The organism is Streptomyces sp. NPDC047869, from assembly GCF_040704065.1.
Taxonomy (GTDB): Bacteria; Actinomycetota; Actinomycetes; order Streptomycetales; family Streptomycetaceae; genus Streptomyces.
This window is the reverse complement of the sequence record NZ_JBEYRK010000002.1, coordinates 123,443-135,597: the sequence shown is the minus strand read 5'-3', so window position 1 is coordinate 135,597 and position 12,155 is coordinate 123,443. Positions and strand designations below refer to the sequence as shown.

Annotated in this window: 10 protein-coding genes; 9 read left to right on the top strand and 1 reads right to left on the bottom strand. The window is 70.8% G+C overall.

The genetic code is table 11. The features are described 5' to 3' along the window. The first annotated feature begins 155 nt into the window (after positions 1–155). The 3 genes from AB0924_RS03120 (at position 156) to rpsD (ending at position 3,142) form a co-directional block, all read left to right on the top strand. On the top strand, positions 156–812 hold the full coding sequence (locus AB0924_RS03120) for a vitamin K epoxide reductase family protein (RefSeq protein WP_358938210.1): 657 nt from the start codon (positions 156–158) through the stop codon (positions 810–812). 54 nt (positions 813–866) lie between these two features. Beyond that, entirely contained in the window at positions 867–2,222 is a 1,356-nt protein-coding gene (locus AB0924_RS03115) for a replication-associated recombination protein A (protein ID WP_358938212.1), read from the top strand. Positions 2,223–2,527: 305 nt separating this feature from the next. Continuing rightward, positions 2,528–3,142: a 30S ribosomal protein S4 gene (rpsD, locus tag AB0924_RS03110; RefSeq protein WP_108957064.1), complete on the top strand. Its 615-nt coding sequence runs from the start codon at positions 2,528–2,530 to the stop codon at positions 3,140–3,142. A gap of 6 nt (positions 3,143–3,148) precedes the next feature. Here rpsD and AB0924_RS03105 read toward each other — a convergent pair whose 3' ends face one another. Further along, positions 3,149–5,329 carry a regulator gene (locus tag AB0924_RS03105; RefSeq protein ID WP_358938215.1) on the bottom strand — a complete coding sequence of 727 codons (2,181 nt, stop codon included), beginning with the start codon at positions 5,327–5,329 and terminating at the stop codon, positions 3,149–3,151. A 163-nt stretch (positions 5,330–5,492) separates the two neighbouring features. On the opposite strand from AB0924_RS03105, the gene AB0924_RS03100 reads away from it, so the two are divergent. From AB0924_RS03100 to AB0924_RS03075, 6 genes are all read left to right on the top strand, one after another. After that, positions 5,493–5,933, top strand: coding sequence for a DUF948 domain-containing protein (locus AB0924_RS03100; protein WP_358938297.1), 441 nt, complete (start codon positions 5,493–5,495; stop codon positions 5,931–5,933). A 9-nt stretch (positions 5,934–5,942) separates the two neighbouring features. After that, the gene (locus tag AB0924_RS03095; protein WP_358938218.1) at positions 5,943–6,290 is read left to right on the top strand and encodes a hypothetical protein; all 348 of its coding nucleotides are present in this window, start codon (positions 5,943–5,945) and stop codon (positions 6,288–6,290) included. Further along, a complete protein-coding gene (gene alaS, locus AB0924_RS03090) occupies positions 6,290–8,962 on the top strand; it encodes an alanine--tRNA ligase (RefSeq protein WP_358938220.1) in 2,673 nt (890 codons plus the stop codon). The genes AB0924_RS03095 and alaS overlap by 1 nt, the downstream gene beginning before the upstream one ends. A 14-nt stretch (positions 8,963–8,976) precedes the next feature. After that, the gene (gene ruvX / locus AB0924_RS03085; protein ID WP_358938222.1) at positions 8,977–9,441 is read left to right on the top strand and encodes a Holliday junction resolvase RuvX; all 465 of its coding nucleotides are present in this window, start codon (positions 8,977–8,979) and stop codon (positions 9,439–9,441) included. 120 nt (positions 9,442–9,561) lie between these two features. Then, positions 9,562–11,244: an endolytic transglycosylase MltG gene (mltG, locus tag AB0924_RS03080; protein ID WP_366910521.1), complete on the top strand. Its 1,683-nt coding sequence runs from the start codon at positions 9,562–9,564 to the stop codon at positions 11,242–11,244. Beyond that, a complete protein-coding gene (locus AB0924_RS03075) occupies positions 11,225–12,064 on the top strand; it encodes a shikimate dehydrogenase (RefSeq protein ID WP_358938226.1) in 840 nt (279 codons plus the stop codon). The genes mltG and AB0924_RS03075 overlap by 20 nt, the downstream gene beginning before the upstream one ends. The last annotated feature ends 91 nt before the right edge of the window (positions 12,065–12,155 follow it).

The window sequence follows — 12,155 nt, the reverse complement described above, 5'->3', positions numbered from 1 at the left end:
TGTCCGGAGCCGTACGCACCGGTCCGGGCAGCCGAACGCACCGGCCCGGTCATACGTACATGCTTATGCGGAGCGAACGGTGAAGCCCCGCGCGCGTGCGGCAGAATGAGGCTTGCCCGAAGAAGGCCCACCTCTCGAGTGACGGAATCGGCGTGATGAGCAAGACGACAGTCAAGGACGTCTCCAGCGAGCCCGGGTCCGGGCAGACCGCCGGCGCACCGCGCACGGCGGGCGGCAGCCGCGCCTTCGCCATCCTGCTGGTGATCACCGGCGCCGCCGGGCTGCTGGCCGCCTGGGTCATCACCCTCGACAAGTTCAAGATCCTCGAGGCCAAGGTCGCGGGCAAGACGTTCACGCCTGGCTGCAGCCTCAACCCGGTCGTGTCCTGCGGCAGCGTCATGGAGAGCAAGCAGGCCGCCGTCTTCGGCTTCCCCAACCCGATGCTCGGCCTGGTCTGCTACGGCATCGTCATCTGCGTCGGCGTGAGCCTGCTGGCACGCGCCCGCTTCCCGCGCTGGTACTGGCTGACCTTCAACTTCGGCACACTCTTCGGCGTCGCCTTCTGCACCTGGCTGCAGTTCCAGTCCCTGTACCGGATCAACGCGCTCTGCCTGTGGTGCTCGCTGGCCTGGGTCGCCACGATCGTCATGTTCTGGTACGTGACCTCGTTCAACGTCCGCAACGACTTCCTGCCGTCCCCGCGGTGGCTGAAGTCCTTCTTCGGCGAGTTCACCTGGGTCGTACCGGTCATGCACGTCGGCGTCATCGGCATGCTGGTGCTCACCCGGTGGTGGGACTTCTGGACCGGCTGACCGCCGGACGGCGGCCCTGACGGGACTGTCGGTGCGGTGTTTTAGGGTTTCTGCGTGGAGCCCGACCTGTTCACCGCCGCAGCAGAAGAACGCCAGGAGAAGGATCCCGCCGCCAGCCCGCTGGCGGTGCGGATGCGTCCGCGCACCCTCGACGAGGTGGTGGGCCAGCAGCACCTGCTGAAGCCCGGCTCGCCCCTGCGCCGGCTGGTGGGCGAGGGCGCGGGCGGACCCGCCGGACCGTCCTCGGTGATCCTCTGGGGCCCGCCCGGCACGGGCAAGACGACCCTCGCGTACGTCGTGTCCAAGGCCACCAACAAGCGCTTCGTCGAGCTGTCGGCCATCACCGCGGGCGTCAAGGAGGTCCGGGCGGTCATCGACGGCGCCCGCCGCGCCACCGGCGGCTTCGGCAAGGAGACCGTCCTCTTCCTCGACGAGATCCACCGCTTCAGCAAGGCCCAGCAGGACTCCCTGCTGCCCGCGGTCGAGAACCGCTGGGTGACCCTGATCGCCGCGACCACCGAGAACCCCTACTTCTCGGTGATCTCCCCGCTGCTGTCCCGCTCCCTGCTGCTCACCCTCGAACCGCTCACCGACGACGACGTCCGGGGGCTGCTGAAGCGGGCCCTCACCGACGAGCGCGGACTGGGGGACGCGGTCGCCCTGCCCGACGACACCGGCGACCACCTCCTGCGCATCGCCGGCGGCGACGCCCGCCGCGCCCTGACCGCGCTGGAGGCCGCCGCCGGGGCCGCCCTGGACCAGGGCGAGAGCGAGATCAGCCTCCAGACGCTGGAGCAGACCGTCGACCGCGCTGCGGTGAAGTACGACCGCGACGGCGACCAGCACTACGACGTCGCCAGCGCCCTGATCAAGTCCATCCGCGGCTCCGACGTCGACGCCGCGCTGCACTACCTGGCCCGCATGATCGAGGCCGGCGAGGACCCCCGCTTCATCGCCCGCCGCCTGATGATCTCCGCGAGCGAGGACATCGGCCTCGCCGACCCGAACGCCCTGCCCACAGCGGTCGCCGCCGCCCAGGCCGTCGCCATGATCGGCTTCCCGGAGGCCGCCCTCACCCTCAGCCACGCCACCATCGCCCTCGCGCTCGCCCCCAAGTCCAACGCCGCCACCACCGCGATCGGCGCCGCGCTGGAGGACGTCCGCAAGGGACAGGCCGGCCCCGTCCCGCCGCATCTGCGGGACGGGCACTACAAGGGCGCGGCCAAGCTCGGCCACGCCCAGGGCTACGTGTACCCGCACGACCTGCCCGAGGGCATCGCCCAGCAGCAGTACGCCCCCGACGCCCTCAAGGACCGCGAGTACTACACGCCGACCCGGCACGGCGCCGAGGCCCGGTACGCGGACGCGGTGGAGTGGACGCGCAAGCACCTCGGTCGCAAGCGGTCCTGAGCAGCCTGTAGACTGCCCCGAAGTGCTGAGTCCCGCGCAGTCAGAGCGGGACAGCCAGCCGGAGAACCGGTCCTTCGAGGACCGGCTCCAGGAGCGTCGCGCACCGTCGAACGGTGTCGCGGGCAGCCCACCACCACCCGGAGTCCCGGGAGCGGTCGGTGGGCCACTCGCGTGCTGCACGTATGTGCCCAGATCAGGGGAGCGGCTGCCCGGCAGGTCCCGAGCGGACCCGGCGGGTTTCCCCGGCTGCGGATGCGACCTCCCTCAACCCTGACAAGCCGAAAACCAGGAAAGAGAAACAGACAGTGGCGAACCAGTCCCGCCCCAAGGTCAAGAAGTCGCGTGCCCTCGGCATCGCGCTGACCCCGAAGGCCGTCAAGTACTTCGAGGCCCGCCCCTACCCGCCGGGTGAGCACGGCCGCGGCCGCAAGCAGAACTCGGACTACAAGGTCCGTCTGCTCGAGAAGCAGCGTCTGCGCGCGCAGTACGACGTGTCCGAGCGCCAGCTCGTCCGCGCCTACGAGCGTGCCTCCAAGGTCCAGGGCAAGACCGGTGAGGCCCTGATCATCGAGCTCGAGCGCCGTCTCGACGCGCTGGTCCTGCGTTCGGGCATCGCCCGCACGATCTACCAGGCCCGCCAGATGGTCGTCCACGGCCACATCCAGGTCAACGGCCAGAAGGTCGACAAGCCGTCCTTCCGCGTCCGTCCGGACGACGTCGTGCAGGTCCGCGACCGCTCCAAGGACAAGACGCTCTTCCAGGTCGCCCGTGAGGGTGGTTTCGCCCCCGACGGTGAGACCCCGCGCTACCTGCAGGTGAACCTCAAGGCCCTGGCGTTCCGCCTGGACCGCGAGCCGAACCGCAAGGAGATCCCGGTGATCTGCGACGAGCAGCTCGTCGTCGAGTACTACGCCCGCTGATCCCGGTCACGGCGTAGGCACTCCGCCCGCCGCCTCCCCGCCCTCATGGGTGCGGGAGGCGGCGGGTTCGCGTTTCCCGGCCTCCCCGCGCGCGTGCGGCACCGGTCCGCGCGGGCCGGGCACCGCGTGCGGCGGCCGGACCCCGCCGTGTGCCAGCGCCCGGGCCACGGCCGCCTCCCGGTCCAGCCGGGCCCCCTCGGCCAGCAGCTCCCCGTACCGCTCGTCGCCGAGGGCCCGCCGGGCCGCCGTCTCGCACAGCTCGTGCGGGGCGTTGTAGTGGACCGAGCCGAACAGCGGCAGCCCGACCGACGGCCACAGCCGGCCCGCGGCACCCTGCAGGGCCGCCGCCTCGGCCGGGTCGCCCTCGGACACCGTCACCAGGGCCAGCAGCTCCAGCGACAGCACCGAGCCGAGCAGGTCGTGGAAGGCGTGCGCGTTGCCCAGGCACTCCACGAGCAGCTCCCGCGCACGGTGCTGCTCCCCGTCCCGCCAGGACGCGTACGCCAGCACGTACAGCGCGTACGAGCGGGCCCAGTGCTCCCCGTGGTCCTCGCACACCTGGCGCACGTCCTCGCACAGCCGTACCGCGTCCGCCAGGTCGCCCTGGAACGCCCGTGCCATCGCCAGCTCCACCTGGCTCATCAGGACGTTGCTGTTCAGCTCGCCGATCTCCTGGTACCGCCCGAGCGCCGAGCGCAGCAGCCGCTCCGCCCGCGCCATGTCGTCCGTCACCAGCGCCAGACAGCCCGTGCGGTGCTCCGCGTACGCCACCGCCGTGCCGTCCGCGACCCGCTCCGCCTGCTCCCGGCACTCCCCCAGCGCCGCAAGCGCCGGCACGGTGTCGCCTTGGAGGGTCGCCACGTAGCCGAGCACCCACAGCGCCTTCAGCCGCGACCGCTCGTACCCCGACTCCAGTTCCACGCTGCGCTCCAGCCAGCGCCGCCCCTCCGACAGCCGCCCGCACCCCGCCCAGCAGAACCACAGCGAACCCGCCAGGTACTGGCCCAGATGCGCCTCCTCCGGCTTGGTGAGGCAGAACTCCAGGGCGCCGCGCAGATTCGGCAGCTCCGCCTCGACCCGCGCGGCCACCTCCCGCTGCCGCGGCGAGAACCAGTCCAGCTCGCACATCGTGGCCAGGCCCAGGCACCAGTCGCGGTGCCGCCGTCGCAGCCGGGCCGTGTCCCCGGCGGCCTCCAGCCAGTCGGCGCCGTAGGCACGGACGGTGTCCAGCATCCGGTAACGGGGGCCCGTCGCCGTCTCCTCGCGGGTCACCAGCGACTGGGCGAGCAGTTCCGACAGCACGTCCAGGACGTCCTCGGCGGGCAGCCCGTCCCCGCTGCACACGTACTCGGCCGCGTCCAGGTCGAAGGTCCCCGCGAACACCGACAGCCGCGCCCACAGCAGCCGCTCGGCCGGAGTGCACAGCTCATGGCTCCAGCCGATCGCCGTGCGCAGCGTCCGGTGCCGCGGCAGGGCGTCCCGGCCGCCACCGGTCAGCAGCCGGAACCGGTCGTCGAGACGCTCGAGCAACTGGGCCGGGGAGAGCGCCCGCAGCCGCCCAGCGGCCAGCTCCACCGCCAGCGGAATCCCCTCAAGACGCAGGCACAGCTCCCGTACCGCGGGGGAGTCGTCCACCTCGGCGCCGTGCTGCCGGGCCCGGTCGGCGAACAGCTCCACCGCCTCGTCCGTGCCGAGCGGCGCCAGCGGGAACAGCCGCTCGCCCGCCAACCCCAGCGGACGCCGTCCCACGGCCAGCACCCGCAGCTCCGGCAGCCTGCGCAGCAGCTCCGCCACCAGCTCGGCACAGGCCTCCACCAGATGCTCGAACCCGTCCAGCACCAGCAGGAAGCGGCGGCCCGCGAGATGGCCGAGCAGCGACTCGCGGAGCGGCCGCGTGGTGTGGTCGGTCAGACCCAGCGCCTCCGCCACCGCGTACTCGACGAACAGCGGGTCCTGGACCGGCGCGAGCTCCACCCGCGACACCCCGTTCCCGGCCCCCGGCCGCACCACCGCCCGGAGCGCGAGCCGGGACTTCCCCACCCCGCCGGCACCGGTCACCGTCACCAGCCGGGACGAGGTCATCGCCTCGGCCAGCCCGCCGAGTTCGGCCGTACGCCCGATGAAGGCGGTGAGTTCGAGGGGCGGCTCGCCGTCTGCGCAGGAGCCTGGGCGCTGAGGACCTCGCATGGGACACGGAGCGTACTGAACCGTGTTCACTCCGTACAATCGCTTCCCGTGACTCCGCCCGCCGCCGACGGTAATCCGGTACGGAGCTCCATCACCGGCGCGATAGGCTCGGTGCACTGCTTTTCTCATGGTTCCGATGTTCAGAGCACGTATCAGGGAGCGGGTGCGCACAGTGTCCGGTGGAGAGGTGGCCGGGATCCTGGTGGCCGTCTTCTGGGCGATCCTGGTCTCCTTCCTCGCCGTCGCACTGGCGAGGGTGGCCCAGACGCTCAAGGCGACGACCAAGCTCGTGGCGGATGTGACCGACCAGGCCGTCCCGCTGCTCGCGGACGCCTCGGCGGCCGTGCGCTCCGCGCAGACCCAGATCGACCGGGTCGACGCGATCGCCTCCGACGTCCAGGAGGTCACGTCGAACGCCTCGGCGCTCTCCACCACCGTCGCCTCCACCTTCGGCGGGCCGCTGGTCAAGGTCGCGGCCTTCGGCTACGGCGTCCGCCGGGCCCTCGGCGGCCGCAGGGAGGACGCGCCCGCGAAGCCGCCCCGGCGCACGGTGATCGTGGGCCGCACGGTTCCCGCCGCACGACGCAAGCGGAAGAAGGACTGAGACCCAGCGATGTTCCGCCGTACGTTCTGGTTCACCTCGGGCGTCGCCGCCGGTGTGTGGGCCACCACCAAGGTCAACCGCAAGCTGAGGCAGCTGACTCCGGAGAGCCTCGCCGCCACCGCGGCCAACAAGGCCCTGGAGACCGGCCGGAGACTGAAGGACGGCGCGGTCGGCTTCGCGCTCGACGTCCGCCACAACATGGCCCAGCGGGAGGCCGAACTGGGGGAGGCGCTGGGCATCGACGCCGACCCCGAACTCCCCGCGCCCGGGCGGTACGCCGCCCTGGAGAACAACCGCAGCAACCCGAAGTACATCGAGAACACGACGTACTCGCACAACCGGAATGAGGACCACTGATGGAGTCGGCCGAGATTCGCCGCCGCTGGCTGAGCTTCTTCGAGGAGCGCGGGCACACCGTCGTCCCTTCGGCGTCGCTCATCGCGGACGACCCGACTCTGCTCCTCGTCCCCGCCGGCATGGTGCCCTTCAAGCCCTACTTCCTGGGTGAGGTCAAGCCCCCCTTCGCGCGCGCCACCAGCGTGCAGAAGTGCGTGCGCACGCCCGACATCGAAGAGGTCGGCAAGACCACCCGGCACGGCACCTTCTTCCAGATGTGCGGCAACTTCTCCTTCGGCGACTACTTCAAGGAAGGCGCCATCAAGCACGCCTGGGAGCTGCTCACCTCGCCCCAGGACAAGGGCGGTTACGGCCTCGACCCCGAGCGCCTGTGGATCACCGTCTACAAGGACGACGACGAGGCCGAGCGCATCTGGCACGAGGTCGTCGGTGTGCCCAAGGAGCGCATCCAGCGCCTGGGCATGAAGGACAACTACTGGTCCATGGGCGTCCCTGGCCCCTGCGGCCCCTGCTCCGAGATCAACTACGACCGCGGCCCCGAGTTCGGCGCCGAGGGCGGCCCCGCCGTCAACGACGAGCGGTACGTGGAGATCTGGAACCTCGTCTTCATGCAGTACGAGCGCGGCGAGGGCACCGGCAAGGACAACTTCGAGATCCTCGGCGAACTGCCGAGCAAGAACATCGACACCGGCCTCGGCCTCGAGCGGCTCGCCATGATTCTGCAGGGCGTGCAGAACATGTACGAGATCGACACCTCCATGGCCGTCATCGACAAGGCCACCGAGCTGACCGGTGTGGCCTACGGCGACGCCCACGGCTCGGACGTCTCCCTGCGCGTGGTCACCGACCACATGCGCACCGCCACCATGCTCATCGGTGACGGCGTGACCCCGGGCAACGAGGGCCGCGGCTACGTGCTGCGCCGCATCATGCGCCGCGCCATCCGCAACATGCGCCTGCTCGGCGCCACCGGCCCGGTCGTCAAGGACCTGATCGACGTCGTCATCGAGATGATGGGCCAGCAGTACCCGGAGCTGGTCACCGACCGCGAGCGCATCGAGAAGGTCGCCCTCGCCGAGGAGAACGCCTTCCTGAAGACGCTGAGGGCCGGCACCAACATCCTCGACACCGCCGTGACCGAGACCAAGCAGTCCGGCGGCACCGTCCTCTCCGGCGACAAGGCGTTCCTGCTCCACGACACCTGGGGCTTCCCGATCGACCTCACCCTGGAGATGGCCGGCGAGCAGGGCCTCTCCGTGGACGAGGACGGCTTCCGCCGCCTGATGAAGGAGCAGCGGGAGCGCGCCAAGGCCGACGCCCAGGCCAAGAAGACCGGCCACGCCGACATGGGCGCCTACCGCGAGATCGCCGACTCCGCCGGTGCCACCGACTTCATCGGCTACAGCGACACCGAGGGCGAGAGCACGATCGTCGGTCTGCTCGTCGACGGCGTCTCCTCCCCGGCCGCCTCCGAGGGCGACGAGGTCGAGGTCGTCCTCGACCGCACCCCGTTCTACGCCGAGGGCGGCGGCCAGATCGGCGACACCGGCCGGATCAAGGTCGACTCCGGTGCTGTGATCGAGATCCGCGACTGCCAGAAGCCGGTCCCGGGCGTCTACGTCCACAAGGGCGTCGTCCAGGTCGGCGAGGTGACCGTCGGTGCCAAGGCCCACGCCTCGATCGACGCCCGGCGCCGCAAGGCCATCGCCCGCGCCCACTCGGCCACGCACCTGACCCACCAGGCGCTGCGCGACGCCCTCGGCCCGACGGCCGCCCAGGCCGGTTCCGAGAACCAGCCCGGCCGCTTCCGCTTCGACTTCGGCTCCCCGGCCGCCGTCCCGACGGCCGTCATGACCGACGTCGAGCAGAAGATCAACGAGGTGCTCGCCCGCGACCTCGACGTGCACGCCGAGGTCATGGGCATCGACGATGCCAAGAAGCAGGGCGCCATCGCCGAGTTCGGCGAGAAGTACGGCGAGCGCGTCCGCGTGGTGACCATCGGCGACTTCTCCAAGGAGCTGTGCGGCGGCACGCACGTGCACAACACCGCCCAGCTGGGCCTGGTCAAGCTGCTCGGCGAGTCGTCCATCGGCTCGGGTGTGCGGCGTATCGAGGCCCTGGTCGGCGTCGACGCCTACAACTTCCTCGCCCGTGAGCACACGGTCGTCGCCCAGCTCCAGGAGCTGGTCAAGGGCCGTCCGGAGGAGCTTCCGGAGAAGATCTCCGCCATGCTCGGCAAGCTGAAGGACGCCGAGAAGGAGATCGAGAAGTTCCGCGCCGAGAAGGTGCTGCAGGCCGCCGCCGGTCTCGCGGAGTCCGCCAAGGACGTCCGGGGTGTCGCGCTCGTCACCGGCCAGGTCCCGGACGGCACGACCCCCGACGACCTGCGCAAGCTGGTCCTCGACGTACGTGGCCGCATCCAGGGCGGCCGGGCCGCCGTGGTCGCCCTGTTCACGGTCAACAACGGCAAGCCGCTGACCGTCATCGCCACCAACGAGGCCGCCCGGGAGCGCGGTCTCAAGGCCGGTGAACTGGTCCGGACCGCCGCCAAGACGCTCGGCGGCGGCGGTGGCGGCAAGCCGGACGTCGCCCAGGGCGGCGGCCAGAACCCGGCCGCGGTCGGCGAGGCCGTCGACGCCGTCGAGCGGCTCGTCGCCGAGACCGCGAAGTAGGGAAGCGGCCGGACATGCGCAGAGGACGACGGCTCGCGATCGACGTCGGGGACGCCCGGATCGGGGTCGCCTCGTGCGACCCCGACGGGATCCTCGCCACCCCGGTGGAGACCGTCCCGGGGCGGGACGTCCCCGCCGCCCACCGCCGGCTGCGGCAGCTGGTGGAGGAGTACGAGCCGATCGAGGTCGTCGTCGGACTCCCTCGCTCCCTCAAGGGGGGCGAGGGCCCGGCCGCGGCCAAGGTCCGCGCCTTCGTCCAGGAGCTGGCCAAGGGCATCGCACCGGTGCCGGTCCGCCTGGTGGACGAGCGGATGACGACCGTGACGGCCAGTCAGGGACTGCGCGCCTCGGGGGTGAAATCGAAGAAGGGCCGCTCCGTGATCGACCAGGCCGCCGCCGTCATCATCCTGCAGCAGGCCCTGGAATCCGAACGGGTGTCAGGTAAAGCACCCGGCGAGGGCGTCGAAGTGGTCATCTGATCGCGATACGGTAACGTTCCGCGCGATGCGGCGGTGTTCGAACAGCCGCCGCACAGCAAGAGGCGGAACGGGATCCGGCCCCGGCCGCGTGACCGTCCGCCTCGCGGCTCTAGGGGATCGATGACTGAGTATGGCCGGGGCCCTGGCTCCGAACCGTGGCATCCGGAGGACCCGTTGTACGGGGACGGCGGATGGAGAGGGCAGCAGACCCACGCGGGTCAGCAGTCCCTCTACGACGGCCAGGCGCAGCAGCAGTACCCGCAGCAGCCGCAGCACGGCGACTGGACCCAGGGCGGGCAGCCCGGTTATGACCAGCAGCAGTACTCGTACCACCCCGAGCAGGGCCCGCAGCAGTACGGTCAGCAGTATCCCGGCCAGGACCAGCAGTACGCCGCGCACACCCAGCAGCAGTACCAGCACCAGGACGTCTGGAACACGAGCGGCGCCCAGGGCCAGGTGCCGTACCCGCCCGATCCCGGCGACCCGTACGGCCAGCAGCCCGCCGCCTACGGCGCGCAGCAGCACGACTTCTACCGCACCGAGGACGCCTACCCGCCGCCCGAGCCGCCCGGCCGCCGGCGTCCCGAACCGGAACCGGAACCCACGGCCGGCGAGGAGGAGCACGCCTTCTTCTCGGGCGAGGACGACGAGGACGACGCCGAACACGAGCTGCAGAGCAGGCGTGAGCGGCGGGGCAAGGGCAAGAAACCGGTCAAGGGCAAGAAGCGGCGCAACGGCTGCGCCTGCCTGGTCGTCTGCCTGGTGTTCGGCGGAGGCCTCGGCGGAGCCGGCTATTTCGGCTGGAAGTTCTACCAAAATCGTTTCGCCCCGGCCCCCGACTACGCGGGCGAGGGGACCAGCGAGAGCGTGACCGTCGAGATCCCCAAGGGCGCCGGCGGCTGGGAGATCGGGCGGCGGCTGAAGGAAGCGGGCGTGGTCAAGAGCGCCGACGCTTTCGTGAGCGCCCAGGGGCAGAACCCCAAGGGGGACACGATCCAGGCCGGCGCGTATCTCCTGAAGAAAGAGATGTCCGCCGCCAGTGCCGTGCAGCTGATGCTGGACCCGAGGAGCCAGAGCAATGTGCTCGTCAAGCCGGGCGAGCGCAACGCACAGGTGTACCAGGCCATCGACAAACAGCTCGGTGTCTCCGCCGGTACCACGAAGAAGGTCGCCAAGGCGCAGTACAAGAACCTCGGGCTGCCGAGCTGGGCGCAGAACAGCGGCTCCATCCAGGACCCGCTGGAGGGCTTCCTGTGGCCGGCCACGTATCCGGCCGCGAAGGGCATGAAGCCCGAGGCGGTCCTGAAGCAGATGGTCGCCCAGTCCAAGCAGAAGTACGCCCCGTACAACCTGCCCGCCAAGGCGAAGGCCATGGGCCTGAAGAACGCGTTCGAGCTGCTCACGGTCGCGAGCCTGGTCCAGGCCGAGGGCAAGACGCACGACGACTTCCGCAAGATGGCGGAAGTGATCTACAACCGTCTCAAGCCCACCAACACCGAGACCAACCAGTTGCTGCAGTTCGACTCGACCTACAACTACCTCAAGGGCACGAGCAACATCCATATCTCCGAGAAGGAGATCAACAGCAACCGGAGTCCCTACAACACCTATACGAACAAGGGTCTTCCGCCCGGTCCGATCGGCAATCCCGGTGAGGACGCGCTGCGTGCCACGCTGAATCCGACGCACGATGGCTGGATGTATTTCGTGGCGACCGACGGTGTGAACAACACTGAATTCGCCCGGACCAACGAGGAATTCGAAAAGCTCAAGGAAAAGTTCAATGCCTCCTCGGGCAACTGACGCCCGCCGGGCCGCCGTGCTCGGTTCGCCCATCGCCCACTCGCTCTCCCCGGTGCTGCACCGGGCGGCCTACGACGCCCTCGGGCTCGGCGGCTGGTCGTACGACCGCTTCGAGATCGACGAGGCCGCGCTGCCCGGCTTCCTCGACGGGCTCGGACCGGAGTGGGCGGGGCTGTCGCTGACCATGCCGCTCAAGCGGGCGGTCATCCCGCTGGTGGACGAGATCAGCGACACGGCGGCCTCCGTCGACGCGGTCAACACGGTCGTCCTCACCGAGGACGGCCGCCGCGTCGGCGACAACACCGACATCCCGGGCATGGTGGCTGCGCTGCGCGAGCACGGCATCGAGGAGGTCGGGTCGGCGGCGATCCTCGGCGCCGGCGCGACCGCGTCGTCCGCGCTCGCCGCGCTGTCCCGGATCTGCACCGGCGAGGTGGTGGCCTACGTGCGCAGCGAGGCCCGCGCCGCCGAGATGCGGCAATGGGGCGAACGGCTCGAGGTGGACGTCCGCACTGCGGACTGGGCGGACGCCGAGCAGGCGCTGCGCGCCCCGCTGGTGATCGCCACCACCCCGGCCGGCACCACCGACGCCCTCGCCGCCGCCGTGCCCGAGCGCCCCGCCACCCTGTTCGACGTGCTCTACGACCCCTGGCCGACCGAGCTGGCGGCCCGCTGGTCCATGTTCGGCGGCGCGGTGGTCGGCGGCCTCGACCTGCTCGTCCACCAGGCCGTCCTGCAGGTCGAGCGGATGACCGGCCGCTCCCCGGCGCCCCTGGAGGCCATGCGGCACGCCGGCGAGAAGGCGCTCGCCGGGCGCTGACCGCCCGATTCCGCGTCCGTCTGCTGGACCGGACGCCGGATCAGGCCCCCGGACGTGGGAGGATCGGTGGTGGCGGGCCGGGGTCGCGCAC